This window comes from Streptococcus oralis (assembly GCF_018448765.2).
GTDB classification, from domain to species: Bacteria; Bacillota; Bacilli; order Lactobacillales; family Streptococcaceae; genus Streptococcus; species Streptococcus oralis_BM.
On sequence record NZ_JAHCMC020000001.1, the window covers coordinates 375369 to 400776 of the forward strand.

Annotated in this window: 25 protein-coding genes and 1 riboswitch; of the genes, 19 read left to right on the top strand and 6 right to left on the bottom strand. The window is 43.5% G+C overall.

Annotated elements, in window-relative coordinates:
* Positions 1–51 precede the first annotated feature (51 nt).
* From mvk to tig, 9 genes are all read left to right on the top strand, one after another.
* The gene (mvk, locus tag KIH88_RS01750; protein WP_213988344.1) at positions 52–930 is read left to right on the top strand and encodes a mevalonate kinase; all 879 of its coding nucleotides are present in this window, start codon (positions 52–54) and stop codon (positions 928–930) included.
* Positions 912–1865, top strand: a complete 954-nt coding sequence (mvaD, locus tag KIH88_RS01755; protein ID WP_213988343.1) for a diphosphomevalonate decarboxylase — start codon at positions 912–914, stop codon at positions 1863–1865. Before mvk ends, mvaD begins: the two co-directional genes overlap by 19 nt.
* Positions 1852–2859 (top strand): phosphomevalonate kinase, encoded by a 1008-nt coding sequence (locus tag KIH88_RS01760; protein WP_213988342.1) that lies wholly within the window; start codon positions 1852–1854, stop codon positions 2857–2859. The genes mvaD and KIH88_RS01760 overlap by 14 nt, the downstream gene beginning before the upstream one ends.
* The gene (fni, locus tag KIH88_RS01765) at positions 2843–3844 is read left to right on the top strand and encodes a type 2 isopentenyl-diphosphate Delta-isomerase (RefSeq protein WP_213988341.1); all 1002 of its coding nucleotides are present in this window, start codon (positions 2843–2845) and stop codon (positions 3842–3844) included. Before KIH88_RS01760 ends, fni begins: the two co-directional genes overlap by 17 nt.
* Positions 3845–4009: 165 nt before the next feature.
* A complete protein-coding gene (gene liaF / locus KIH88_RS01770) occupies positions 4010–4708 on the top strand; it encodes a cell wall-active antibiotics response protein LiaF (RefSeq protein ID WP_213988340.1) in 699 nt (232 codons plus the stop codon).
* Positions 4705–5703 (top strand): sensor histidine kinase, encoded by a 999-nt coding sequence (locus KIH88_RS01775; protein WP_213988339.1) that lies wholly within the window; start codon positions 4705–4707, stop codon positions 5701–5703. The genes liaF and KIH88_RS01775 overlap by 4 nt, the downstream gene beginning before the upstream one ends.
* A gap of 10 nt (positions 5704–5713) precedes the next feature.
* Positions 5714–6346 (top strand): response regulator transcription factor, encoded by a 633-nt coding sequence (locus KIH88_RS01780; protein ID WP_213988338.1) that lies wholly within the window; start codon positions 5714–5716, stop codon positions 6344–6346.
* Positions 6347–7003 carry a DNA alkylation repair protein gene (locus tag KIH88_RS01785; RefSeq protein ID WP_213988337.1) on the top strand — a complete coding sequence of 219 codons (657 nt, stop codon included), beginning with the start codon at positions 6347–6349 and terminating at the stop codon, positions 7001–7003. It abuts the gene before it with no gap.
* Between the two features lie 90 nt (positions 7004–7093).
* On the top strand, positions 7094–8377 hold the full coding sequence (gene tig, locus KIH88_RS01790; RefSeq protein ID WP_213988336.1) for a trigger factor: 1284 nt from the start codon (positions 7094–7096) through the stop codon (positions 8375–8377).
* Positions 8378–8575: 198 nt separating this feature from the next.
* Here tig and recD2 read toward each other — a convergent pair whose 3' ends face one another.
* From recD2 to rnhC, 3 genes are all read right to left on the bottom strand, one after another.
* Positions 8576–10945: an SF1B family DNA helicase RecD2 gene (recD2, locus tag KIH88_RS01795; protein ID WP_213988335.1), complete on the bottom strand. Its 2370-nt coding sequence runs from the start codon at positions 10943–10945 to the stop codon at positions 8576–8578.
* A 129-nt stretch (positions 10946–11074) separates the two neighbouring features.
* Entirely contained in the window at positions 11075–11689 is a 615-nt protein-coding gene (gene lepB / locus KIH88_RS01800) for a signal peptidase I (RefSeq protein ID WP_213988334.1), read from the bottom strand.
* A 3-nt stretch (positions 11690–11692) separates the two neighbouring features.
* Positions 11693–12574 (bottom strand): ribonuclease HIII, encoded by an 882-nt coding sequence (gene rnhC / locus KIH88_RS01805; protein ID WP_213988333.1) that lies wholly within the window; start codon positions 12572–12574, stop codon positions 11693–11695.
* 86 nt (positions 12575–12660) lie between these two features.
* Between rnhC and zapA the strand changes: the two genes are divergently transcribed.
* The 6 genes from zapA to KIH88_RS01835 all read left to right on the top strand — a co-directional run bounded on the left by zapA (position 12661) and on the right by KIH88_RS01835 (position 19305).
* Positions 12661–12963, top strand: coding sequence for a cell division protein ZapA (gene zapA / locus KIH88_RS01810; RefSeq protein ID WP_000002028.1), 303 nt, complete (start codon positions 12661–12663; stop codon positions 12961–12963).
* Positions 12960–13508, top strand: coding sequence for a CvpA family protein (locus tag KIH88_RS01815; protein WP_213988332.1), 549 nt, complete (start codon positions 12960–12962; stop codon positions 13506–13508). Before zapA ends, KIH88_RS01815 begins: the two co-directional genes overlap by 4 nt.
* Positions 13509–13609: 101 nt before the next feature.
* The gene (locus KIH88_RS01820; protein ID WP_213988331.1) at positions 13610–15946 is read left to right on the top strand and encodes an endonuclease MutS2; all 2337 of its coding nucleotides are present in this window, start codon (positions 13610–13612) and stop codon (positions 15944–15946) included.
* Positions 15947–16114: 168 nt separating this feature from the next.
* Positions 16115–16203, top strand: a riboswitch (glycine riboswitch).
* A gap of 89 nt (positions 16204–16292) precedes the next feature.
* Positions 16293–17615 (top strand): alanine/glycine:cation symporter family protein, encoded by a 1323-nt coding sequence (locus KIH88_RS01825; protein ID WP_213988330.1) that lies wholly within the window; start codon positions 16293–16295, stop codon positions 17613–17615.
* Positions 17616–17746: 131 nt separating this feature from the next.
* The gene (locus KIH88_RS01830) at positions 17747–18295 is read left to right on the top strand and encodes a carboxymuconolactone decarboxylase family protein (RefSeq protein WP_000206773.1); all 549 of its coding nucleotides are present in this window, start codon (positions 17747–17749) and stop codon (positions 18293–18295) included.
* 110 nt (positions 18296–18405) lie between these two features.
* On the top strand, positions 18406–19305 hold the full coding sequence (locus KIH88_RS01835; RefSeq protein ID WP_000735946.1) for a TDT family transporter: 900 nt from the start codon (positions 18406–18408) through the stop codon (positions 19303–19305).
* Between the two features lie 23 nt (positions 19306–19328).
* Here KIH88_RS01835 and serS read toward each other — a convergent pair whose 3' ends face one another.
* The 3 genes from serS to KIH88_RS01850 all read right to left on the bottom strand — a co-directional run bounded on the left by serS (position 19329) and on the right by KIH88_RS01850 (position 22555).
* Positions 19329–20603 (bottom strand): serine--tRNA ligase, encoded by a 1275-nt coding sequence (gene serS, locus KIH88_RS01840; RefSeq protein ID WP_213988329.1) that lies wholly within the window; start codon positions 20601–20603, stop codon positions 19329–19331.
* 213 nt (positions 20604–20816) lie between these two features.
* Positions 20817–21188 carry a DUF956 family protein gene (locus KIH88_RS01845; protein ID WP_000079370.1) on the bottom strand — a complete coding sequence of 124 codons (372 nt, stop codon included), beginning with the start codon at positions 21186–21188 and terminating at the stop codon, positions 20817–20819.
* A gap of 2 nt (positions 21189–21190) precedes the next feature.
* Positions 21191–22555 carry an aspartate kinase gene (locus KIH88_RS01850; RefSeq protein ID WP_007520597.1) on the bottom strand — a complete coding sequence of 455 codons (1365 nt, stop codon included), beginning with the start codon at positions 22553–22555 and terminating at the stop codon, positions 21191–21193.
* Between the two features lie 277 nt (positions 22556–22832).
* On the opposite strand from KIH88_RS01850, the gene KIH88_RS01855 reads away from it, so the two are divergent.
* The 4 genes from KIH88_RS01855 to KIH88_RS01870 all read left to right on the top strand — a co-directional run bounded on the left by KIH88_RS01855 (position 22833) and on the right by KIH88_RS01870 (position 25398).
* Positions 22833–23618, top strand: a complete 786-nt coding sequence (locus tag KIH88_RS01855) for an enoyl-CoA hydratase (protein WP_213988328.1) — start codon at positions 22833–22835, stop codon at positions 23616–23618.
* Positions 23619–23708: 90 nt separating this feature from the next.
* Complete coding sequence (gene fabT, locus KIH88_RS01860; RefSeq protein ID WP_045617632.1) at positions 23709–24143, top strand: fatty acid biosynthesis transcriptional regulator FabT; 435 nt, start codon at positions 23709–23711, stop codon at positions 24141–24143.
* A complete protein-coding gene (locus tag KIH88_RS01865) occupies positions 24143–25117 on the top strand; it encodes a beta-ketoacyl-ACP synthase III (protein WP_007520591.1) in 975 nt (324 codons plus the stop codon). The genes fabT and KIH88_RS01865 overlap by 1 nt, the downstream gene beginning before the upstream one ends.
* Positions 25118–25173: 56 nt before the next feature.
* On the top strand, positions 25174–25398 hold the full coding sequence (locus tag KIH88_RS01870) for an acyl carrier protein (RefSeq protein ID WP_007520589.1): 225 nt from the start codon (positions 25174–25176) through the stop codon (positions 25396–25398).
* Positions 25399–25408 lie beyond the last annotated feature (10 nt).

Genomic DNA, 25408 nt, shown 5'->3' on the forward strand with positions numbered 1-25408 from the left:
AATACTACTGTATGAAATGAGACGGTCTTTTCGTCTAGCAAAAAGGAAAACATGACAAAAAAAGTTGGTGTCGGTCAGGCACATAGTAAGATTATTTTAATAGGGGAGCATGCGGTCGTATACGGCTATCCTGCCATTTCTCTGCCTCTCTTAGAGGTGGAGTTGACCTGCAAGGTGGTCCCTGCTGAAAGCCCGTGGCGTCTTTATGAGGAGGATACCTTGTCCATGGCAGTGTATGCCTCGCTGGAGTATTTGGATATCAAAGAAGCCTGCATTCGCTGTGTGATTGCCTCGGCTATCCCTGAAAAGCGGGGAATGGGTTCGTCAGCAGCTATCAGTATAGCGGCCATTCGAGCTGTTTTTGACTACTATCAAGCCGACCTGCCTCATAATATATTAGAAATCTTGGTCAATCGGGCTGAGATGATTGCCCATATGAATCCGAGCGGTTTGGATGCTAAGACCTGTCTCAGTGACCAGCCCATTCGCTTTATCAAGAATGTTGGTTTTACAGAACTTGAGATGAACCTATCTGCCTATTTGGTAATTGCAGATACGGGTGTTTATGGTCACACTCGTGAAGCCATCCAAGTGGTTCAAAGTAAGGGCAAGGATGCTCTGCCGTTTTTGCATGCCCTGGGAGAATTGACCCAGCAGGCAGAAGATGCGATTAGACGAAAAGATGCTGAGGGACTGGGACAAATCCTCAGTCAAGCGCATTTACATTTAAAAGAAATTGGTGTCAGCAGCCCTGAGGCAGACTCCCTCGTTGAAACGGCTCTTAGCAATGGTGCTCTAGGTGCCAAGATGAGTGGTGGTGGACTAGGAGGCTGTATTATCGCCTTGGTAGCCAATCTGGACCAAGCACAAGAACTAGCAAAACGATTAGAAGAGAAAGGAGCTGTTCAGACATGGATCGAAAGCCTGTAACAGTACGTTCCTACGCAAATATTGCCATTATTAAATATTGGGGAAAGAAAAAAGAGAAAGAGATGGTTCCTGCTACTAGCAGCATCTCTCTGACTTTGGAAAACATGTATACGGAGACGACCTTGTCGCCTCTGCCAATGGATGCGACGGCTGATGCCTTTTATATCAATGGTCAGCTACAAAATGAAGCTGAGCATGCCAAAATGAGCAAAATCATTGACCGTTACCGTCCAGCTGGGGAAGGTTTTGTCCGTATTGATACCCAAAACAATATGCCTACTGCAGCGGGCTTGTCCTCTAGTTCGAGTGGTTTGTCCGCCTTGGTCAAGGCTTGCAATGCTTATTTTCAGCTTGGTTTGAATCGGAGCCAGTTGGCGCAGGAAGCGAAGTTTGCCTCAGGCTCTTCCTCTCGTAGTTTTTATGGACCACTGGGTGCCTGGGATAAGGATAGTGGGGAAATTTACCCTATAGAGACAGACCTGAAACTAGCTATGATCATGTTGGTGCTAGAGGATAAGAAAAAACCAATCTCTAGCCGTGATGGGATGAAACTTTGTGTGGAAACCTCGACGACCTTTGATGATTGGGTGCGTCAGTCTGAGAAGGATTATCAGAACATGTTGCTCTATCTAAAGGAAAATGATTTTGCCAAGGTTGGGGAATTAACGGAGAAAAATGCCCTTGCTATGCACGCTACGACCCAAACAGCATCACCAGCCTTTTCTTATCTGACGGATGCAAGCTATGAAGCCATGGATTTTGTTCGCCAGCTTCGTAGGCAAGGAGGGGCCTGCTACTTTACCATGGATGCTGGTCCCAATGTCAAGGTCCTCTGTCAGGAGAAAGACTTGGAGCATTTGTCAGAAATCTTCGGTCAACATTATCGCTTGATTGTGTCAAAAACAAAGGATTTGAGCCAAGATGATTGCTGTTAAAACTTGCGGAAAACTCTATTGGGCAGGTGAATATGCTATTCTAGAGCCAGGACAGTTAGCCTTGATAAAGGCTATCCCCATCTATATGAAGGCAGAGATTGCCTTTTCTGACAGCTATCGTATCTACTCAGACATGTTTAATTTTGCAGTGGACTTGACGCCAAATCCTGCCTACAGCTTGATTCAAGAAACAATTTCTCTAGTGGGAGATTTCCTCGTTAATCGTGGGCAAACCTTGCGACCTCTTTCCTTGGAAATCCGTGGAAAAATGGAACGGGAAGGGAAAAAGTTTGGTCTAGGTTCTAGTGGTAGCGTCGTTGTCTTGGTTGTCAAGGCTCTGCTGGCTCTGTATGATATTACGGTTGATCAGGAACTCTTGTTCAAGCTGGCTAGCGCGGTCTTGCTCAAGCGAGGCGATAACGGCTCCATGGGAGACCTTGCCTGTATTGTGGCAGAAGATTTGGTTCTCTACCAGTCATTTGATCGCAAAAAGGTGGCTGCTTGGTTGCAAGAAGAAAACTTGGCGACTGTTATAGAGCGTGATTGGGGCTTTTCTATCTCACAAGTGCAACCAGCTCTAGAATGTGATTTCCTAGTGGGATGGACCAAGGAAGTGGCCGTATCGAGTCAAATGGTTCAGCAAATCAAGCAAAACATAGGCCAGAATTTTTTAACTTCCTCAAAAGCAACGGTATCTGCTTTGGTAGAAGCCCTGGAACAGGGGAATGCAGAAAAAATTATCGAGCAGCTGGAAACAGCCAGTCAGCTTTTAGAAGGTTTGAGCCCAGATATTTACACACCTTCGCTGAGACAGTTGAAAGAAGCCAGTCAAGATTTGCAGGCTGTTGCCAAGAGTAGTGGCGCTGGTGGTGGTGACTGTGGGATTGCCTTGAGTTTTGATGAGCATTCAACTGAAGCTTTAAAAAATCGCTGGGCCGATCTGGAGATTGAGCTCTTATACCAAGAAAGGATAGGACATGACGACAAATCGTAAGGATGAGCACATCCGCTATGCCCTTGAGCAGAAAAGTTCCTATAGTAGCTTTGATGAGGTGGAGTTGATTCATTCTTCCCTGCCTCTTTATGACCTGGATGAGATTGATTTGTCTACAGAGTTTGCAGGTCGAAAGTGGGATTTTCCTTTTTATATCAATGCCATGACGGGTGGAAGCGAAAAAGGTAAAGAAATCAATCAAAAACTGGCTCAGGTGGCAGAAGCCTGTGGGATTTTGTTTGTGACGGGATCTTATAGCGCAGCCCTAAAAAATCCTACAGATAATTCTTTTTCTGTCAAATCTAGCCATCCAAATCTCCTCCTTGGAACCAATATTGGGTTGGACAAGCCTGTTGAGTTGGGACTTCAGACTGTAGAAGCGATGAATCCTCTTCTTTTGCAAGTGCATGTCAATGTTATGCAGGAATTACTCATGCCTGAGGGAGAAAGAACGTTCAGAAGCTGGCAATCGCATCTGGCAGACTATAGCAAGCAAATCCCCGTTCCTATTGTCCTAAAGGAAGTGGGTTTTGGGATGGATGTGAAGACCATCGAAAGAGCCTATGAATTGGGTGTTCGAACGGTTGACCTGTCGGGCCGTGGTGGTACTAGCTTTGCCTATATCGAAAATCGTCGCAGTGGTCAGCGTGATTATCTTAATCAATGGGGTCAGTCCACTATGCAAGCCCTTCTCAATGCCCAAGACTGGAAAGAAAAGGTCGAACTTTTGGTTAGTGGAGGGGTTCGAAATCCTCTTGATATGATTAAGTGCTTGGTCTTTGGTGCCAAGGCTGTGGGATTGTCTCGAACCGTTCTAGAGTTGATTGAAACCTACTCCGTCGAAGAGGTGATTGGTATTGTCCAAATCTGGAAAGAAGATCTGCGTTTGATTATGTGTGCCCTTAATTGTGCCACCATAGCGGATCTGCAAAACGTAGACTATATTCTTTATGGTAAACTAAAAGAAGCTAAAGATCAGAAGTAGAGAGGTCGGGACAAGGATCCCGCCCTTTTTTGTAGCCTTTTGTCAACTGTGGTGAGCTGAAAGAACCAAGTTTGTAGGAGCGATTTCTGTCCTATCTCCTTTTTCCATCCTCAGACCGAGGTGACTTTTTTGAATTGTGATAAAATAGAAAAGAGAGGAAGCACTATGAAAAAATTTCAAATCTTTTTATTTATTGAAGCCTGTTTATTGACGGGAGCTCTGATTTTGATGGTGTCAGAGCATTTTTCGCGTTTTCTGCTGATTCTATTCCTCTTTTTGCTTTTGCTTCGTTATTATACAGGTAAAGAGGGTAACAATGTGTTCCTCCTTGTGGCGACTATTCTTTTCTTTTTCATCGTCATGCTCAATCCCTTTGTGATTTTAGCTATCTTTGTGGCAGTTATCTATAGTCTCTTTCTTCTCTATCCGATGATGAATCAAGAAAGAGAGGAGACGGACTTGGTCTTTGAAGAGGTGGTGACGGTTAAAAATGAACACAATCCTTGGTTTGGCAATCTCCATCATTTCTCTAGTCACCAGACCTGCCAGTTTGACGATATCAACCTCTTTCGCCTCATGGGCAAGGACACCATTCATTTGGAAAGAGTTATCCTAACCAATCATGACAATGTCATTATCCTTAGAAAGATGGTCGGAACGACTAGGATTATCGTACCTGTAGATGTGGAAATCAGTCTCAGTGTTAACTGTCTTTATGGAGATCTTACTTTCCTTCATCAACCTAAGAGATCCCTCCGCAATGAACACTATCATCAGGAAACCAGGGACTATCTCAAGAGTAACAAGAGCGTCAAGATTTTCCTAACTACTATGGTTGGCGATGTGGAGGTGGTCAGAGGATGAAAAAGCAATCGTATCTGTTAATTGGCCTGACTTCTTTCCTCTTTATCCTCTTTTTGGCCAATAGTCTACTTGATATTTTTGAACTGGATTGGTCCTATTTGCTACAAGATATCGAAAAAACAGAGAAACTCATCTTCTTGATCTTGATCTTTAGCCTTTCCATGACCTTCTTTTTTGTCCTCTTTTGGCGCGTGATAGAAGAAGTCTCTCGCAGAAAAATGCAAGTCAATCTCAAGCGACTGCTAGCAGGAAAAGAGGTGGTTGCCTTTGCAGATCCAGACTTGGATGCCAGTTTTAAGTCCTTGTCTGGCAAGCTCAACCTCTTGACAGAGGCTGTCCAAAAGGCTGAAAATCAAAGCCTGGTCAAGGAAGAAGCAATCATCGAGAAAGAACGGAAGCGGATAGCACGCGACCTGCACGATACAGTTAGTCAGGAATTGTTTGCGGCCCATATGATTTTATCGGGTGTCAGTCAGCAGGCTTTGAAGCTGGATAGAGAAAAGATGCAGACCCAGTTGCAAAGTGTCGCAGCCATCCTTGAAACAGCCCAGAAAGATTTGCGGGTCTTGCTCTTGCATTTGCGCCCAGTGGAGTTGGAAGAGAAGAGTCTAGTTGAGGGGATTCAAATCCTCTTAAAAGAACTTGAGGACAAGAGCGATCTCAAAGTTAGTCTCAAGCAAAACGTGTCTAAATTGCCTAAGAAGATTGAAGAACACATCTTCCGCATCCTACAGGAGTTGATCAGCAACACCCTCCGCCATGCCCAGGCATCTTGTCTGGATGTGTACCTCTATCAGACTGATTTTGAATTGCAACTAAAAGTGGTGGACAATGGGATTGGTTTCCAGTTGGGGAGCTTAGACGACTTGAGTTATGGACTTCGAAATATCAAGGAGCGGGTTGAAGATATGGCAGGAACAGTTCAACTATTGACAGCTCCTAAGCAAGGACTGGCGGTTGATATCCGTATTCCGCTACTCGACAAGGAATCATAAAGGAGTAAAGATGAAAATTTTACTGGTAGATGACCATGAAATGGTCCGATTGGGCTTGAAAAGCTACTTTGACCTCCAAGACGATGTAGAAGTTGTGGGCGAGGCGGCCAATGGGGCTCAAGGTATTGAGTTGGCCTTGGAACTGCGCCCAGATGTCATTGTCATGGATATTGTCATGCCTGAGATGAATGGGATTGATGCAACCTTAGCCATCCTCAAAGAATGGCCTGAAGCCAAGATTTTGATTGTGACTTCATACTTGGATAATAAAAAAATCATGCCAGTCTTGAATGCTGGTGCCAAAGGCTATATGCTCAAGACTTCTAGTGCAGATGAATTGCTTCATGCCGTTCGTAAGGTGGCTGCTGGCGAGTTGGCCATTGAGCAAGAAGTTAGTAAGAAAGTCGAATACCACCGCAATCATATGGAACTTCATGAGGAATTGACCGCGCGTGAGCGAGATGTACTTCAACTCATCGCCAAGGGCTACGAAAATCAGCGTATCGCAGATGAACTCTTTATCTCTCTCAAGACGGTCAAGACCCACGTGTCCAATATCCTTGCCAAACTTGAAGTCAGTGATCGCACCCAGGCGGCGGTCTATGCCTTTCAGCACCACTTGGTTGGGCAGGAGGACTTTTAGATGAATCTTACAGATTTACTTGTGGAGCTAGAAGCGGGAAAAGACCCTGAGAAAGCAGGCCCAATGGAAGCCTATATGCGCCATCAATTTCCCTTTCTAGGCATTGCAGGTCCTGAAAGAAATTCACTCTATAAAAAGCATTTTCCAGAAGCGAAAAAAACAAAGATTATCGATTGGGATTTTGTAGATATCTGCTGGGAAAAGGAGCCTAGAGAATACCAATATGTGGCTGCCAACTATTTGAAAACCATGCAGTCTTATCTAACGAAGGATGATTTGCCTAAGCTTGAGCGCCTTGTTGTGACCAAGTCTTGGTGGGACACGGTAGATATCCTAGATCGAGTAGTAGGAAGTTTGGTAGCCGACCATCCGGAACTTGAAGAAGTGCTTTTAAAATGGAGCCTATCAGACAATATCTGGCTGAGACGAGTCGCTATTGACCACCAGTTGTTAAGAAAAGAGAAAACGAATGTCCAACTGATGGAAAAGATCCTACTAAACAATCTGGACCAGACAGAATCTTTTATCAACAAAGCCATCGGTTGGGCTCTAAGAGACTACTCTAAAACCAATCCCGAATGGGTAGCACGTTTTATTGAAAAAAATAAGAAAAGAATGGCTGAACTTAGTATCAAGGAAGCGAGCAAGTACCTCTAGCACTATTGAAAAGCGCATTCATTACTTGAAAAAAGTCGCTATTATATGGTATAATGGACTGTATTAAAAATTTTAAGGAGAAATGACAGAATGTCTGTATCATTTGAAAACAAAGAAACAAACCGTGGTGTCTTGACTTTCACTATCTCTCAAGACCAAATCAAACCAGAATTGGATCGTGTATTTAACTCAGTAAAGAAAACTCTTAACGTTCCAGGTTTCCGTAAAGGTCACCTTCCACGCCCTATCTTCGACCAAAAATTTGGTGAAGAAGCTCTTTATCAAGATGCAATGAACGCACTTTTGCCAAATGCTTATGAAGCTGCGGTAAAAGAAGCTGGTCTTGAAGTCGTTGCACAACCAAAAATTGACGTAACTTCAATGGAAAAAGGTAAAGACTGGGTTATCACAGCTGAAGTCGTGACAAAACCTGAAGTAAAATTGGGCGACTACAAAAACCTTGAAGTATCAGTTGATGTAGAAAAAGAAGTAACTGACGCTGACGTTGAAGAACGTATCGAACGCGAACGCAACAACTTGGCTGAATTGGTTATCAAAGAAGGCGCTGCTGAAAATGGCGACACTGTTGTTATTGACTTCGTTGGTTCTATCGACGGTGTTGAGTTCGACGGTGGAAAAGGTGAAAACTTCTCACTTGGACTTGGATCAGGTCAATTCATCCCTGGTTTTGAAGACCAATTGGTTGGACACTCAGCTGGCGAAACTGTTGATGTTGTCGTAACATTCCCAGAAGACTACCAAGCAGAAGACCTTGCAGGTAAAGAAGCTAAATTCGTAACAACTATCCACGAAGTAAAAGCTAAAGAAGTTCCAGCTCTTGATGATGAACTTGCAAAAGATATCGACGAAGAAGTGGAAACTCTTGACGAATTGAAAGAAAAATACCGCAAAGAATTGACTGCTGCGAAAGAAGAAGCATACAAAGATGCTCTTGAAGGTGCAGCAATCGATAAAGCTGTAGAAAACGCTGAAATCGTAGAACTTCCAGAAGAAATGATCCACGAAGAAGTTCACCGTTCAGTAAATGAATTCCTTGGAAACTTGCAACGCCAAGGGATCAACCCTGATATGTACTTCCAAATCACTGGAACTACTCAAGAAGACCTTCACAAACAATACGAGGGAGAAGCTGAGTCACGTACAAAGACTAACCTTGTTATCGAAGCAGTTGCAAAAGCTGAAGGATTTGACGCTTCAGAAGAAGAAATCCAAAAAGAAATCGAGCAATTGGCAGCAGACTACAACATGGAAGTTGCACAAGTACAAAACTTGCTTTCAGCTGACATGTTGAAACACGATATCACTATCAAAAAAGCTGTTGAATTGATTACAAGCACTGCAACAGTTAAATAATCTTATACTCTTCGAAAATCTCTTCAAACCACGTCAGCGTCGCCTTACCGTATATATGTTACTGACTTCGTCAGTTCTATCTACAACCTCAAAGCTGTACTTTGAGCAACCTGCGGCTATCTTCCTAGTTTGCTCTTTGATTTTCATTGAGTATTAATAAACAAAAAACCCACCTGTCTAGGTGGGTTTTCTGCTGGTCTATTTTCCAAAAATCTCTTTAAGGTCTGCATCTGTAATCCCAATCATGGCTGGAATACTAGACCAGTTTTCCTCGGTGAGGATGTAGGATTGTCCAGCGTCACTTGTTGTGGCAGTTTCAGAGAAGGCTTGTTTACTTTCTTCAATATTATTTTCAATTAAATCACTGAAACGTTCAATCAGATAGGTCTTGCGAGCAGTCCCGATATGCTTGACTGCATAGTCAAAGGCCTGTAACTCGCCAAGAAGGATGAGCTTGCTCTTGGCCCGTGTGATAGCTGTGTAGATGAGATTGCGTTCCAGCATGCGCTTGCTAGCACTAGTAATGGGTAGGATGACAACTGGGAACTCACTTCCCTGAGATTTATGGATGCTCATAGCATAAGCTAGTCGAATCTTGTACCATTCGTTTCGTGGGTAGATGACCTCATTGCCATCAAAATCTATTACAATCTCGTCTTGTTTGGACTCGGTGTATTTTCCAGGAATCAGGTCTGTGATGTAGCCTAGATCTCCGTTAAAGACATTAACTTCAGCGTCGTTGACTAGGTGAATGACCTTGTCTCCTGTTCGATAGTGACACTGAGTTGCTTCAAAGCTCACTTGTCCTTTTTGAAGAGGATTGAGCAGGTCTTGCATGAGCTGGTTGATGGCGTCAATGCCAGCAGTTCCTCGATACATAGGCGCCAGTACCTGAATATCACGAGCCGGAATGCCACTTCTGAGGGCAGCACCAAGAATTTTCTCAATGGTAGCTGGGATATGGCCACTAGCGATTTCAAAGTAGGAGCGGTCAGCTTTTTTCTGGATAAAGTCGGTTGGCAAGATGCCTTGTCGAATTTGACTCGCCAAGGTAACGATAGTTGATTCCTCGCTCTGACGATAAATCCGTTCCAAGCGAGTCTGGGGAATCAGGGATATCTGGAGCAGGTCAGCCAGGACTTGTCCAGGACTAACAGAAGGTAGCTGGTCGCTATCACCCACGATGAGGATTTTACTGTTTGAAGAGATGTTAGAGAAGAGTTGGTTGGCCAGCCAAGTATCCACCATGGAAAACTCATCTACAATGATAAAGTCGGCATCCAGATAATCTTCCAGATGGCTGGTATCATCGTCGCATGTCATTCCCAAGTGGCGGTGTATGGTAGCACTTGGCAATCCTGTCAATTCATTCATGCGCCGAGCGGCTCGACCAGTTGGGGCAGCGAGAAGAATAGGTAAGTTGCTTTTTTTCCTGAGGTCAAGTCCTTCTAAGAGGGCATAAACAGCGATAATCCCATTGATAACAGTCGTCTTACCAGTACCAGGTCCACCTGTTAGGATAAAGACCTTGTTCTGGATAGCGTCACAGATAGCCTGTTTTTGGATGCTATCGTACTGGATACCAAGCTCTTCCTCAACACTGGCGATATGCTTTTGAATGGTTTCTAGATCCTGGCTTTTCTGCTTCCCTTTTTCAAGGATACGAACCAAGTGACTGCGAATGCCTTCTTCGGCGAAAAAGAGGCTGTTATCAAAGATTTTGGTATCCACCTGTTGGATTTTATCTTCTTCGATCAAATGAGCTAATTCCTGAGCTACTTGGCTGGGATCGAGTTCCACGGGACGGGAAGACTCGAGGAGAGTAAGTGTCTGTTCCAGCAAATCTCGAGCCTCCATATAGGTATCGCCCGTATCCATACAACCTTGAAAGAGACTGTGGACAAGGCCAGCACGGAAGCGTTCAGGAGCTTGACTTTCGATGCCTAGTTCGGCAGCTAATTGGTCGGCGATGGTAAAACCCAAGCCCTTGATATCCTCGACCAGCTGGTAGGGATAATTTTCAACCACATCAAGAGTTTCTTCCTTGTAAAAGTCTTGAATCTGAAAGGCTAGTTTATTGGGAATGCCGTAGTTGGCAAGTTTAGCCAAGACCATTTCTGTCCCATAGTTGAGACGGAGGGTGGAGACAAAAGCCTCACGGTTTTTGGTAGAGAGTCCAGCAATGCTTTCCAGCTTTTCAGGATGCTCCAGAATTTCGTCTATGGTATTGTCACCATAGCTATCCACGATTTTTTTGGCCGTTTTGAGACCAATCCCCTTGAAATGGCTACTGGAAAAGTACTTGACCAGCCCATTTTTGGTTGGTTTTGCCCGCTCATAACGGCTGATCTGAAGCTGTTCCCCATACTTGGAGTGCTGAACGATTTGTCCCCAAAAAGTGTAGTCTTCCCCTTCAATCACGTCCGCCATAGTTCCTGTAACGATGATTTCAAAATCGTCAAAGTCCTCCGCATTGGTATCTTCGATATCTAGGAGGAGGATGCGATAAAAATTACTGGGATTTTCAAAAATAATCCGTTCAATGGTGCCTGAAAAATAAACTTCCATAGGTTTCCTTTACATGAGTTCATGAGAGTTGGACCCTTAGCTTCTTTCAACAAGCTAGGAGGCTAAAAGGTTTTCCACTCGCAATAGAAAAAGAGACTGAGACTTAGCGTTCTCGGCCTCTTCCTTATCTTAAAAAGTTCCGATACGGTTAAGTGGCCAGAAACGGAATTTTGCTTCACCTTTGATATCGCTTGCCTTGAAGGTGCCGACATGGCGGCTATCGCTAGAGACTAGACGATCGTCACCAAGGAGAAGGTACTCGCCTTGAGGGACAGTAAAGCTGAAGCTGGTATTGGAATTGACATCGACCGTAAAGGCCTGTGCTTTTTGAGCAAGTTCTCTAAAGTAGACTCCCTTATTGCCTTCAAATCCTTTGCCAGTATAGGTGTTTTGCAACTTTTCTGTTTTGAACAAGTTGAGGTATTCAGCTAGGTAAGGTTCATCCGTTTCCTTATCGTTGATAAAAAGTTTATCATTTTCGTAGCGGATGGTATCTCCTGGCATACCGATGACCCTTTTGACAATGTCTTTATTTACTTCTTCTTCATGCGCAACCACAATGTCGAAGCGGTCAATTGGGAGGTGTTTGACGACGAAGAGAACCTCTCCGTCGGCTAGGGTAGGGTCCATCGAGTGTCCTTCCACACGGACATTGCTCCAAAGGAAGATACGGCTAAGGCCGACCAGCGCGATAATCAGGAAGAAAACTCCCCATTCTTTTAGAAATGTTTTAAACGAATTCATAACTCACCTTTCTAGAAGTGCTTTGGATTTTTCGGTGTTTTTAAAATGCAGTTTGGCGCAGAAATGAAGTCCCTTCATGCCATAGGATTGAAGGATTTTGCTAGCGACCTTATCAGATGCAGTTCCAGCGCCACTTGGCAGTTGATAGCCTAGTTCTCGTCCAAGATTTTCCAAGTTTTCGAGGAAGAGATCCCGCGCGATGATAGAGCTAACTGCAACAGCCAGGTATTTGCTCTCGGCTTTTTCTTCCAAAGTGATCTTGTTTGGAAAATGATTGGCTTCTTGCGCCAAGTACTTGTCATAGTTTTTAGCGCTTGTAAAAGCATCAATGACGATTTTTTCTGGCTGGGCTCCTTTTTGAAGCAGGAGAAAAATAGCCTGATTGTGAAGGGCAACTTTTACAGAAACAGCATTGTAACGCTCTCCGATAACTTCGTTGTACTTGCTCGGTGAAAGGAGAAGCGCTTGGTGCTGGATTTTTTCCTTGAGGATAGGAGCAATCTGACGAATCTTTTGGTCTGTCAGAGTCTTGGAATCCCCCACACCAAGTTCTCGTAAGAAGTCGTGCTGGTCAGGTGTTACGAAGGAAGCCACGACAGCCAGTCCACCAAAGTAGGAACCATTTCCCACCTCATCGGTCCCAATCATAGGGAAATCTTGTCCACTGTTTTCTTGTTGAACTTGGTAGCCAAAGAAATTGGCGTAGTGCTCAGCAGCTTCGCCTTGCAGGAGGACTTTTCCAGAAGTATAGATGGAAACTGTTGTCTGAGGCAGTCGCAAAAAATAGCGAATATAAGGATTTTTACTAGGACTGAGAGCCTTCTGATACTGACTTAAAAAGCTCTGAATTTCCTGTTCACTTGGTGTGAGTGTGATACTTGCCATAGTCTCTATTGTACCACAAAAGCAGGAGAATTGGTAAAAACTGACAAAATTAGCGAAATTTGGTATAATACCGTGAGGTGAATTTTATGGCAAATCTAAATCGATATAAGTTTACATTCGGAAAAAAGACATTAACCTTAACAACCGAGCATGACAACCTCTTTATGGAGGAAATTGCCAAGGTTGCGACTGAAAAATACCAAGCAATTAAAGAACAAATGCCTGGGGCGGATGATGAAACCATTGCGCTTCTTTTGGCGGTCAACTGTCTGTCTACACAGCTCAATCGTGAAATTGAATTTGATGACAAGGAGCAAGAGTTGTTAGAACTCCGTCACAAGTTGATTGCTGTCAAACAAGAACAGAGCAAGATTGAGGATTCCCTATGATTTCAATCCTACTCTTATTGGTTCTAGCTTGGGGATTTTATATCGGCTACCGTAGAGGTTTGGTGCTGCAAGTTTATTATTTCATCGTTGCAGTGATTTCAGCCTTTGTTGCAGGACATTTTTATAAATCACTGGGAGATCACTTCCACTTGCTTGTTCCTTATGCCAATCCCCAGGAAGGACAGGGTACCTTTTTCTTCCCTTCAGACCAGCTTTTTCAGCTAGACAAGGTTTTTTATGCGGGTCTCGCCTACCTTTTAGTTTTCGGAATTTGTTACAGTATCGGACGTTTTATCGGTTTGTTCCTACACTTGATTCCAACTAAAAAGCTCGATGTCAAATGGTTTCGTATCGGGGCAGGCCTATTGTCGCTATTGGTAACCTTATTTGTCTTGCAAATGGCTCTGACCATTCTTGCAACGGTGCCTCTGGCAGTCATTCAAAATTCACTCGAAAAAAGTATAGTAGCCAAAAACATCATCCAAAGTGTCCCTTTTACGACAAACTTTATCAAACAATTCTGGGTGACAAATTTAATTGGATAAAAAGGGCGGGATTTTTCCTAGCCCTTTGTTTACAGGTTGGACGACTAAGTCAAAAACCTTTAGGCACTACAATCTTGTAAACAAGCATACAAGGAAAGAATATGAATACAAAAATACTAGAAACCTTAGAATTTAATAAAATCAAAGCCTTGTTTGAACCGCATCTCTTGACAGAACAAGGGCTAGAGGAGCTAAAAGGCTTGGCTCCAACTGCCAAGGTGGATAAGATCAAGCAAGCATTTATAGAGATGGAGGAAATGCAAGCCCTATTTGTGGAGCAACCTCACTTTACCATCCTAGCGACGCGTGAGATATCAGCGGTTTGCAAGCGTCTGGAGATGGGGGCGGATCTCAATATTGAGGAGTTCCTGCTCCTCAAACGGGTCTTGCTGGCTAGCAGAGAGTTGCAAGGTTTTTATGCCAATCTTGAAAACGTACGCTTGGAGCAGTTGGTGGGATGGTTTGAAAAACTACATGATTTTCCACACTTGCAAGGGAGTCTTCAATCCCTAAATGATGCAGGATTTATCGAAAATTTCGCCAGTGAAGAGCTAGCACGCATCCGTCGAAAAATCCATGATAGCGAGAGTCAAGTTCGAGATGTCTTGCAAGACTTACTCAAGCAAAAAGCGCAGATGTTGACGGAAGGTATAATCGCTAGCAGAAATGGCCGTCAAGTTTTACCAGTAAAGAACACCTATCGCAATAAGATTGCAGGTGTTGTCCATGACATCTCTGCCAGTGGAAACACGGTCTACATCGAGCCACGTGAGGTCGTGAAACTGAGCGAAGAAATCGCGAGTCGGCGCGCTGATGAGCGCTATGAGATGATCCGCATTCTACAGGAGTTATCAGAACGGGTCCGTCCACATGCTGTAGAGATCGCTAATGATGCTTGGATTATCGGCCATTTAGACTTGATTCGTGCCAAGGTGCGTTTCATCCAAGAAAGACAAGCAGTTGTTCCTCAGCTTTCAGAGAACCAAGAGATTCAACTCCTTCATGTTCGCCATCCTTTGGTCAAAAATGCTGTTGCAAACGATGTACACTTTGGTAAGGAATTAACAGCCATTGTCATTACAGGTCCCAATACTGGTGGGAAGACCATCATGCTCAAAACACTGGGCTTGACTCAACTGATGGCCCAGTCAGGCTTGCCCATTTTAGCTGATAAGGGGAGCCGTGTCGGTATTTTTGAAGAAATTTTCGCAGATATTGGGGATGAGCAGTCTATTGAGCAAAGCTTGTCTACCTTCTCCAGCCACATGACCAATATCGTAGATATTCTTGGCAAGGTCAACCAACACTCACTCTTATTGCTAGATGAGCTTGGGGCCGGTACTGATCCACAGGAAGGTGCAGCCCTTGCTATGGCTATTTTGGAGGATCTTCGTCTACGTCAGGTCAAGACTATGGCGACGACCCACTATCCAGAACTCAAGGCTTATGGTATTGAGACAGCCTTTGTGCAAAATGCCAGCATGGAGTTTGATACAGCCAGCTTGCGTCCGACCTATCGCTTTATGCAGGGAGTTCCTGGTCGAAGCAATGCCTTTGAAATTGCCAAACGCCTAGGACTGTCAGATGTCATCGTAGGAGATGCCAGCCAGCAGGTCAACCAAGATAATGACGTCAACCGTATCATTGAGCAATTGGAAAAGCAAACGCTTGAAAGCCGTAAACGCTTGGATAATATCCGTGAGGTGGAGCAAGAAAACCTCAAGATGAACCGAGCACTCAAAAAACTCTACAACGAACTCAATCGTGAAAAGGAAACTGAGCTCAACAAGGCGCGTGAACAAGCTGCTGAGATTGTGGAACTTGCTCTAAGTGAGAGTGACCAGATTCTTAAGAACCTCCACAGTAAGTCTCAACTCAAACCCCACGAAATCATTGAAGCCAAGGCTGAGCTGAAAAAACTGGCTCCTGAAAAAGTCGACTTATCTAAAAACAAGGTCCTTCAAAAAGCCAAGAAAAAACGAGCTCCGAAGGTGGGGGATGATATAGTGGTTCTCAGTTATGGTCAGCGTGGAACCTTGACCAATCAACTTAAGGACGGCCGTTGGGAAGCCCAAGTTGGCTTGATCAAGATAACCTTGGAGGAGAAAGAATTTGACCTTGTTCAGGCTCAGCAAGAAGCCTCAGTCAAGAAAAAACAAGTCAATGTCGTCAAACGAGCTTCTGATCGTGGTCCGCAAGCGAGACTGGATCTCAGAGGCAAACGGTACGAAGAGGCTATGAATGAGCTGGACGCCTTTATCGACCAAGCCCTGCTCAATAACATGGCTCAGGTAGACATTATCCATGGTATCGGAACAGGAGTCATCCGTGAGGGCGTCACCAAATACCTGCAAAGAAACAAGCATGTCAAGAGTTTCGGCTATGCTCCACAAAATGCTGGAGGCAGTGGTGCCACCATTGTGACCTTTAAAGGATAGAGAGAAGAAGGAGTCAACCTTTCTGAAAAAAGAAATGAAAGGTCAAAAATTTTCATAGAATATATTGACAAAGGCTAACTTTTCTTGTAAAATAATAAAAAATAAAATACCAATACCGAATGAAGTTTAATAGAAGTGGAGAAAGGTTTGTTTTCCATGACTGTAAATGGACGGAACTCTGGAGAGACCGTAAAGGCACCGAAGGGGCAAGGCAGGCAACTGCTCAAACTCTCAGGTAAAAGGACAGAGCTAGGATAGACCGCTTTTTAGCATTTATCTAAGCATTCCAGAGTACATGTATCTTGCATGTGCTCTTTCTTTTGGGGTTGAAAGATAGGAGTAGGACATGTTAGAATTGCTAAAAGCGCTTGATGCTTTCGTTTGGGGACCTCCCCTCTTACTGTTATTGGTCGGAACGGGTATCTATCTGACCATTCGATTAGGGCTTTTACAGCTAGCTCGTCTCCCCAAGGCCTTTCAGTTGATCTTTACCAAGGACAAGGGACATGGGGATGTATCGAGCTTTGCTGCTCTATGTACAGCTCTTGCCGCTACTGTTGGTACGGGAAATATCATCGGGGTCGCAACAGCCATTAAGGTTGGGGGACCAGGGGCCCTCTTTTGGATGTGGATGGCGGCCTTCTTTGGGATGGCGACCAAATATGCCGAAGGCTTGCTAGCTATCAAATATCGCACAAAGGATGCAAATGGAGCTGTAGCTGGAGGACCCATGCATTACATCCTTTTGGGGATGGGAGAAAAGTGGCGTCCACTTGCTATCTTCTTTGCCCTAGCGGGTGTATTGGTAGCCCTTCTAGGGATTGGTACCTTTACCCAAGTCAATTCGATTACAGAATCCATTCAAAATACAGCCCAAGTTGATCCAGCTATCACAGCTCTGATTTTATCCATTTTTGTAGGGATTGCCGTCTTTGGTGGCCTCAAATCCATTTCAAAAGTTTCGACAGCAGTGGTTCCTTTTATGGCTATTGTCTATATTTTAGGAACTCTTACAGTTATTCTCTTTAATATCGAGAAAATCCCAGCCACACTTGCCCTCATCTTTACTTCAGCCTTTAGTCCAGCTGCTGCGGTAGGTGGTTTTGCAGGTGCCAGCATTCGGATGGCTATCCAAAATGGTGTGGCGCGGGGAGTCTTCTCTAACGAATCTGGTCTTGGTTCTGCTCCCATTGCAGCGGCTGCGGCTAAGACAAATGAACCTGTCGAGCAAGGCTTGATTTCCATGACAGGAACCTTTATTGATACTTTGATTATCTGCACTCTGACAGGTCTGACAATCTTGGTAACTGGGGTTTGGAGTGGTGATTTGAATGGAGTTGCCTTGACCCAGTCAGCCTTTTCAACAGTTTTTTCACACTTTGGACCTGCCCTCTTGACCATTTTCCTTGTACTCTTTGCCTTTACGACGATTCTCGGATGGAACTACTACGGAGAGCGCTGTTTTGAGTTTCTCTTTGGCGTTCGCTTTATCTGGCTCTATCGAGTGGTCTTTGTGCTCATGGTCTTGTTGGGAGGATTTATCGAGTTGGATATGGTTTGGATTATCGCAGATATCGTCAATGCCTTGATGGCTTTACCAAACTTGATTGCCCTCTTGGTCTTGTCGCCAGTCGTTATTTCCGAAACCAGAAAGTATTTTAAACACTAACCCAATCACACTTTTAGTGTGATTTTTTTCATTTCATAGACATTTTCTATCAAGGCGATTGAAAATATATATTATCCAAGGGTGAAATTCTATGATAGACTAAATGACAATAAAATGAAAAGAGGTTTCTTATGACAACATTTACCATCCACACAGTAGAATCAGCACCAGCAGAAGTAAAAGAAGTTCTTGAAACAGTACAAAAAGATAACAATGGCTATATTCCCAACCTAATCGGTCTCTTGGCCAACGCTCCTACCGCGCTTGAAGCCTACCGAACTGTCGGAGCCATCAACCGTCGCAACAGCCTGACACCAGTAGAGCGTGAAGTAGTGCAAATCACAGCTGCCGTAACCAATGGTTGTGCTTTCTGCGTCGCAGGTCACACAGCCTTTTCAATCAAACAAATCCAGATGAATGATGATCTTCTCCAAGCTCTCCGCAACCGCACTCCGATTGAAACAGATCCTAAATTGGACACCCTAGCTAAGTTTACCTTGGCGGTCATCAATACCAAAGGGCGTGTAGGAGATGAAGCCTTGGCTGAATTTTTGGAAGCTGGCTACACGCAACAAAATGCCTTGGATGTGATTCTGGGTGTTAGTCTTGCTAGCCTTTGTAACTATGCCAACAATCTAGCCAATACGCCAATTAATCCAGAATTGCAACCTTATGCCTAGTTCGAATCAGAAAGAAAAAATGAAGACTGAGCAATCCAGTCTTCATTTTTCTATGCTATTTTAAGCGCTTTTATGCTATACTAATAATAACATGATTATTGGAGGCTCGGATGAAAAAGCTCCCCTTAGTATTCTCTGGCTGTTTATTAGGTTTAGCAGGTGCAGGAAATCTGATTGCAGATACTTGGCCAGTTCTGTCACATTTATTAAGTCTGATTGGTCTAGTGTTGTGGATTTTCTTTCTGATTCTTCATCTTTTTAATTGGGGAGAAACCAAGCAAGAATTGACCAGGCCCCCTCTTTTATCTGGGATGGCCACTTTTCCTATGGCTGGGATGATTTTATCGACCTATGTCTTTCGCGTATTCCCTGCTCTTCCTATAGTAGCACAAGGGATCTGGTGGTTTTCATTTCTCTTGGATTTGGCTTTGATTGCTACTTTTACCATCAAATTTGCCTGTTCAGGTCGGAGGGTCAATGCGACTCCTAGCTGGACGGTACTCTATGTGGGAATAGCAGTAGCAGCCTTGACCTATCCTCTTGTCGGTATCATTGAAATTGCCTATGCGACCTTGAGTTTTGGTTTTGTCTTGACCTTCTATCTCTATCCCCTTATTTATAGGGATTTAAAGAAAGATCCACTCCCAGTGGCCTTGCTTGGACAGGAAGGAATCTACTGTGCTCCCTTTTCCCTACTCTTGGCTTCTCTAGTTCGAGTTGGAGGAGCAAGCCTACCGACTTGGCTCTTGATTGTCATGATTTTGGCATCTCAATCCTTCTTTTTCTTTGTTTTAACTCGCCTACCCAATATTTTAAAACAAGGCTTTCAACCAGCCTTCTCAGCCCTAACCTTCCCAACCATTATCACAGCTACTTCGCTCAAGATGGCTCAGGGAATTTTGAAACTTCCATTTCTGGATTATCTGGTATTGGCTGAAACCGTTATTTGCCTAACTATTTTATTCTTTGTCTTGGGTGCTTATCTGATTTGGTTACGAAAAAAGGTCTAGCTAGAAATAGCTAAACCTTATTTTTATGGTTTGATAACTTCAGCTCCACCCATATATGGACGAAGAACTTCTGGGATGGTCACAGAACCATCTGCGTTTTGGTAGTTTTCAAGAATTGCAGCCACTGTACGTCCGACTGCAAGTCCAGAACCGTTCAAAGTGTGAAGGAGTTTTACCTTGCCATCGGCTTCATCTCGGTAACGGATTTGAGCACGACGGGCTTGGAAATCTTCTGTATTTGAACAGCTTGAGATTTCACGGTAGGTATTTTGGGCTGGAATCCAAACTTCCAAGTCGTAAGTTTTGGCAGCTGAGAAGCCCATGTCCCCAGTAGAGAGGGCAACGACACGGTATGGAAGGTTGAGTTTTTGAAGGATGTTTTCAGCGTTGGCTGTCATTTTTTCCAATTCTTCATAAGATTCTTCTGGTTTGGCAAATTTGACCATTTCAACCTTGTGAAATTGGTGTAGACGAATCAAACCACGAGTATCACGACCAGCAGAACCAGCCTCAGAACGGAATGATGGGCTCATAGCAGTGAAGTAGATTGGTAGGTCCTTTCCGTCAAGGATTTCATCGCGATAGTAGTTTGTCAAAGGCACTTCAGCGGTAGGAATAAGGACATAATTAGTGTCTTTCAATTCAAAAGTGTCTTCCTTGAATTTTGGATATTGACCAGTACCAAACATAGAATCATGGTTAACCATGTATGGTGTGATGACTTCAGTATAGCCCTCTTTTCCATGTTCATCCAACATAAAGTTGTAGATAGCACGTTCCAAACGAGCACCAAGCCCTTTATAGAAGAGGAAGCGAGCACCAGTAACTTTTGCTCCACGTTCCCAGTCAAGGATACCAAGATCTTCACCAAGATCCCAGTGAGCTTTTGGTTCAAAGTCAAACTCGCGTGGAGTCCCCCAACGGCGAACTTCCACATTGTCATCTTCATCAGCCCCAACAGGAACACTGTCAGCAGGGATGTTTGGAAGAGTAGTGGTAAATTCTGTCAATTTAGCATCAATGTCCGCTAGTTCAGCATCCAATGCTTTGACTTCAGCAGATAGGGTTTGCATTGCAGCAATCTTGTCATCGGCATTTTCCTTGTTTCGCTTGGCTTGGGCAATCTCAGCTGAAACTGTGTTACGTTCTGCTTTGAGGTTTTCAACCTTGACCAAGATGTCACGACGTTTAGCATCGATTTCTTTCATCTCATTTAAGATAGCAGCATCTACACCACGTGTAGCCAATTTTTCTGCGACAGCATCAAAGTCTGTACGAATACGTTTAATATCTAACATAAGAACTCCTTTATGAAGAAAACACACCTGACAAAGCGTTGGAGTGGCAGGGCCACGGTTCCATCCAACTTCACAGGTGTGCACTTGATTGTGTATGTAATTGTTACTAACGGTAGAATTTCACTTACCTCTCCTATCTGCTCGCAGCACCCGCAGACTTTCTGGAAGAAGAGGATAACCTACTTATCCGTTGCTATGATTATACTAAAGTTTCTACTTTTTTGCAAATAGATTTTTGAATTTTTGACCAATGGTCTGGAGTAAAGTAGGGAGTTTCACAACCTTGTCATTGCCAAGTTTTTCCCGAGCGATTTTGAGAATAGCTCCAGAGTCTTTGGAAGCGAAGAGGAATTTTCCTTGATCGGTGAAGACTTCGAAGTGGCGACTGATTTTGCGACCACTTACGTTGGCTCCTATTTGCTGAATGCTGGACCAGGGGATTTGGATATATTGTTCGACATTGACGTCAGGATAAAACTCTAAGGCTTGGTCCCCAACTAGAAATTTTCCGACTTTTCCAGAGATGGAAAGATAGGATGTTCCAGTGGTTTGTAGGTCAATGACTTTATTGAGTGATTGGGCCATGATTAATCTTCCTTACTTTCATCGAAAAAGGCGTGGTAGAGAGCCTTGATAGCTGCCTTTTCTTGCTCTTTATTGACAACAAACATGATGGAAACTTCACTTGAGCCTTGGGACATCATCTGGATGTTGATTTTGTTTTCAGATAGAGCGCGTGTTGCAGTAGCAGTTACCCCGATATGACTCTTCATCTTTTCTCCGACAATCATAATGATTGAAAGGTCATGTTCGATTTCAGCATGGTCCACTTCGGCTTTTTGAACTAACTGACGCAGAATTTCTTCCTCCTTGATAGGAGTCAATTCACGGGAACGAAGGATGATTGAAAGATCGTCGATACCTGTTGGCATATGTTCCCAACCAATGTTAAGATCTTCAAGGATTTGAAGAATCTTACGACCGAATCCAACCTCGCGGTTCATGAGGTATTTAGACATGTTGATGCTGACGAATCCAGAATCACCAGCGATCCCAACGACTGGGAATTTATCGCTACTGTGTTTTAGAACGATACGAGTTCCTGGGTGGTCAGGGTTATTGGTGTTTTTGATGACAAGAGGAATTTTTCCGCGGTAGGCAGGTAGAAGGGCTTCATCATGAAGGACTGAAAATCCAGCGTATGCCAACTCACGCATTTCACGGTAGGTTAATTCAGGAATGGAGTGTGGTTGATGGATAATACCAGGGTGGGCAGCAAAGATACCGTCTACGTCTGTAAAGTTTTCATAGAGATCAGCCTTGACTCCAGCTGCGATAATGGAACCAGTAATATCTGAACCTCCACGTGAGAAGGTACAGATTTGATTTTCCTTAGTTACGCCAAAGAAACCAGGGATGACAAGGACTTCGTTGCTATCAGCCAAGCCTTCAATCTTGTCATAACTAGATGGGATGATACGTGCGTTTCCTGGTTCACTTGTGACAATGATTCCAGCTTCTCTTGGGTGAACATAGCGTGCATCGATACCGTTTTGGTTAAAGTAGGCTGCAATGAGTTTGGCATTGTTATTTTCTCCAGCCGCTAGGAAGGTATCATAGAGAAATTCATTGTCTTCTATAGGAAGAGTTACCAAGGCCCGAATGCTTTTAGAAATCTTTTCTAAAACGGCAGGTTTTAGGCCTAGTTCACTAACCATAGCGGCATAACGATCAATGATCCAGCTTTGGCTAGCGTTGATATCATTTCCCGCCACATAGTCGCGATAGTATTTAATCAAGGCATCGGTTACCTTGGTATCTTCAGCATTGCGTTTTCCGGGTGCAGAAACGACTACAAAACGGCGTTCCTTATCACTTTTAACGATGTTTAAAACTTTTTCTAACTGACCAGCAGAGGCAAGCGAACTTCCACCAAATTTTACAACCTTCATAAAGACTCCTCAAGTAAGTATTTTATACGATTATAGCAGAAAGAGGGGCATTTTTCAATGAAGAAAATAGCTCCCTATTACAATAGGAGTAAATGCTAACTTATTCTGAAAAGCGACAACAGTTTAAAAGTAAGAGAGTCAAATTTTATTTACATTCATAAACGGTGGGGAAATAATCAGCTGAGACACTTTCCTTTAGTTTTTCCTTGCCTCTTTATCCCAAAAAAGGTATACTTTGGTAATAAAATAATTTTATCATCATACAAAAGGAGAAGCTATGAATCATATCCTATACCAGATCGTAGATGATCTAGCTATTATTACTTTGAATCGTCCTGAAGTCGCAAATGGTTTCCACATCCCAATGTGTGAGGAGATTTTAGAAGCTTTGACCCTAGCAGAGCAGGATCAAGCTGTTCAGTTTATCTTGATAAACGCTAATGGGAAGGTCTTTTCAGTGGGGGGAGACCTGGTCGAGATGAAGCGGGCGGTGGATGAGGATGATATCCCTTCACTGACAAAAATCGCAGAATTGGTCAATACAATTTCCTATAAGATCAAGCAAATACCCAAACCTGTTTTGATGGAAGTAGATGGGGCAGTTGCAGGAGCTGCAGCAAATATGGCAGTAGCGGTTGATTTCTGTATAGCAACAGACAAGGCCAAGTTCATTCAGGCCTTTGTCGGGGTTGGGTTGGCTCCCGATGCAGGAGGTATTCATCTCCTAAGTCGTAGTATAGGAGTGACAAGAGCAGCCCAGCTTGCCATGACAGGAGAAGCCTTGACAGCGGAAAAAGCTCTGGAGTGGGGCGTCGTTTATCGAGTCTGTGAGGCAGATAAGTTGGAAAAAACAAGAGACCAGGTTCTAAAAAAACTCAGACGTGGTTCAGCTAATTCCTATGCAGCGATTAAAAAGCTGGTTTGGGAAAGCCAATTTAAGGATTGGCAAGATTATGCCGAATTGGAGTTGAAGCTGCAGGAATCCTTAGCTCAAACCGAAGATTTCAAAGAAGGAGTTCGCGCTCATTCAGAAAGAAGACGACCAAAATTTTCAGGAAAGTAAAAAAATACTTGCACTATCTTTTGAAGTTTGATATACTTTTTCTATCAAATGTTTTGATTGTAAAAGTTTTTTGAGGAGGAGGGAAAAAGTTTGGACTACCAACGAGTAAATGATTATTTAACATCCATTTTTAATAATGTCCTTGTGATTGAGGAGGTTAGCTTACGAGGTAGTCGATTCAAAGATATCTCCATCAAAGAAATGCACACAATCGATGTGATTGGAAAATTCCCTGAGGCAACGCCTAGCAAAGTTTCCAAAGAACTGATGGTAACCTTAGGAACTGTTACGACGAGCTTGAATAACCTAGAAAGAAAGGGTTATATTGAGCGAATTCGTTCCGAACAGGATCGTCGTGTGGTCTATCTACATTTGACAAAGAAAGGTCGTTTAGTCCACCGCCTTCATAAACGTTTCCACAAGGCCATGGTTGAAAAAATTATCGAGGGTATGAGTCCTGAGGAGATGAAAGTTATGGGCAAGGGCTTGACTAACCTTTATCAATTTTTGGAGGATTTGAAATAATGGCTTTTGCTAAAATAAGCCAGGTTGCTCATTATGTACCAGAGCAAGTGGTCACCAATCAAGATTTGGCTCAAATAATGGATACAAGCGATGAGTGGATTTCAAGTCGTACAGGAATTAAACAGAGACATATTTCAAAAACGGAGTCAACGAGTGATTTGGCGACAGAAGTTGCCAAAAGCTTACTGGCTAAGGCGAGTATAGAAGCTGAGCAGATTGACTTTATCATTGTAGCAACAATCACACCTGACTCAATGATGCCTTCTACAGCAGCGCGAGTTCAGGCCAATATTGGTGCTAACAGAGCCTTTGCTTTTGATCTTACAGCTGCTTGCAGTGGTTTTATCTTTGCACTTTCAACTGCTGAAAAGTTTCTGACATCTGGACAGTTTAAAAAAGGGATTGTTATCGGTGCTGAAACCTTGTCTAAGGCGGTTGACTGGTCAGATCGATCTACTGCGGTGCTCTTTGGAGACGGTGCTGGTGGAGTTCTCTTGGAAACAAGTGAGAACCGCCACTTCCTTGCAGAGAGTATGCACAGTGATGGTACTCGAAGCGAGTGCTTAACTTATGGCCAAACGTCCTTGACTTCCCCCTTCTCTAATCAAGAAGCAGTTCCTGCATTTTTGAAAATGGATGGGCGAGCAGTTTTTGATTTTGCGATTCGAGATGTTGCTAGGTCAATCAAGCAGACCATTGACGAAAGTCCAGTGGGAGCATCTGATTTGGACTATCTCTTGCTTCATCAGGCCAATATCCGCATATTGGATAAAATGGCTAAAAAAATCGGTGTTGATCGCGACAAACTTCCAGCCAATATGATGGAGTATGGGAATACCAGTGCGGCAAGCATCCCGATTTTACTATCAGAGTGTGTGGATCAGGGGTTGATCCGTGTAGACGGTAGCCAAACGATTCTTTTATCAGGCTTCGGTGGAGGCTTGACCTGGGGCACGCTCATTCTTACAATCTAGGTAATCATGTGGTGAACACATTGTTATAAATTTTTATATTTTAAAGGAGTCCTATCATGGCAGTATTTGAAAAAGTACAAGAAATTATCGTTGAAGAACTTGGAAAAGATGCATCAGAAGTAACACTTGAATCTACTTTTGATGATTTGGATGCAGACTCATTGGACTTGTTCCAAGTAATCTCAGAAATTGAAGATGCTTTTGATATCCAAATCGAAGCAGAAGATGACTTGAAAACAGTTGGTGACTTGGTTGCCTATGTTGAAGAGAAAACAAAATAAGAACGAATAA

What these genes read in the sequence shown, in the direction of transcription:
- mvk (WP_213988344.1), top strand. Translation starts at nt 52, where the DNA reads ATGACAAAAAAAGTTGGTGTCGGTCAGGCACATAGTAAGATTATTTTA.
- mvaD (WP_213988343.1), top strand. Translation starts at nt 912, where the DNA reads ATGGATCGAAAGCCTGTAACAGTACGTTCCTACGCAAATATTGCCATT.
- KIH88_RS01760 (WP_213988342.1), top strand. Translation starts at nt 1,852, where the DNA reads ATGATTGCTGTTAAAACTTGCGGAAAACTCTATTGGGCAGGTGAATAT.
- fni (WP_213988341.1), top strand. Translation starts at nt 2,843, where the DNA reads ATGACGACAAATCGTAAGGATGAGCACATCCGCTATGCCCTTGAGCAG.
- liaF (WP_213988340.1), top strand. Translation starts at nt 4,010, where the DNA reads ATGAAAAAATTTCAAATCTTTTTATTTATTGAAGCCTGTTTATTGACG.
- KIH88_RS01775 (WP_213988339.1), top strand. Translation starts at nt 4,705, where the DNA reads ATGAAAAAGCAATCGTATCTGTTAATTGGCCTGACTTCTTTCCTCTTT.
- KIH88_RS01780 (WP_213988338.1), top strand. Translation starts at nt 5,714, where the DNA reads ATGAAAATTTTACTGGTAGATGACCATGAAATGGTCCGATTGGGCTTG.
- KIH88_RS01785 (WP_213988337.1), top strand. Translation starts at nt 6,347, where the DNA reads ATGAATCTTACAGATTTACTTGTGGAGCTAGAAGCGGGAAAAGACCCT.
- tig (WP_213988336.1), top strand. Translation starts at nt 7,094, where the DNA reads ATGTCTGTATCATTTGAAAACAAAGAAACAAACCGTGGTGTCTTGACT.
- recD2 (WP_213988335.1), bottom strand. Translation starts at nt 10,945, where the DNA reads ATGGAAGTTTATTTTTCAGGCACCATTGAACGGATTATTTTTGAAAAT.
- lepB (WP_213988334.1), bottom strand. Translation starts at nt 11,689, where the DNA reads ATGAATTCGTTTAAAACATTTCTAAAAGAATGGGGAGTTTTCTTCCTG.
- rnhC (WP_213988333.1), bottom strand. Translation starts at nt 12,574, where the DNA reads ATGGCAAGTATCACACTCACACCAAGTGAACAGGAAATTCAGAGCTTT.
- zapA (WP_000002028.1), top strand. Translation starts at nt 12,661, where the DNA reads ATGGCAAATCTAAATCGATATAAGTTTACATTCGGAAAAAAGACATTA.
- KIH88_RS01815 (WP_213988332.1), top strand. Translation starts at nt 12,960, where the DNA reads ATGATTTCAATCCTACTCTTATTGGTTCTAGCTTGGGGATTTTATATC.
- KIH88_RS01820 (WP_213988331.1), top strand. Translation starts at nt 13,610, where the DNA reads ATGAATACAAAAATACTAGAAACCTTAGAATTTAATAAAATCAAAGCC.
- KIH88_RS01825 (WP_213988330.1), top strand. Translation starts at nt 16,293, where the DNA reads ATGTTAGAATTGCTAAAAGCGCTTGATGCTTTCGTTTGGGGACCTCCC.
- KIH88_RS01830 (WP_000206773.1), top strand. Translation starts at nt 17,747, where the DNA reads ATGACAACATTTACCATCCACACAGTAGAATCAGCACCAGCAGAAGTA.
- KIH88_RS01835 (WP_000735946.1), top strand. Translation starts at nt 18,406, where the DNA reads ATGAAAAAGCTCCCCTTAGTATTCTCTGGCTGTTTATTAGGTTTAGCA.
- serS (WP_213988329.1), bottom strand. Translation starts at nt 20,603, where the DNA reads ATGTTAGATATTAAACGTATTCGTACAGACTTTGATGCTGTCGCAGAA.
- KIH88_RS01845 (WP_000079370.1), bottom strand. Translation starts at nt 21,188, where the DNA reads ATGGCCCAATCACTCAATAAAGTCATTGACCTACAAACCACTGGAACA.
- KIH88_RS01850 (WP_007520597.1), bottom strand. Translation starts at nt 22,555, where the DNA reads ATGAAGGTTGTAAAATTTGGTGGAAGTTCGCTTGCCTCTGCTGGTCAG.
- KIH88_RS01855 (WP_213988328.1), top strand. Translation starts at nt 22,833, where the DNA reads ATGAATCATATCCTATACCAGATCGTAGATGATCTAGCTATTATTACT.
- KIH88_RS01865 (WP_007520591.1), top strand. Translation starts at nt 24,143, where the DNA reads ATGGCTTTTGCTAAAATAAGCCAGGTTGCTCATTATGTACCAGAGCAA.
- KIH88_RS01870 (WP_007520589.1), top strand. Translation starts at nt 25,174, where the DNA reads ATGGCAGTATTTGAAAAAGTACAAGAAATTATCGTTGAAGAACTTGGA.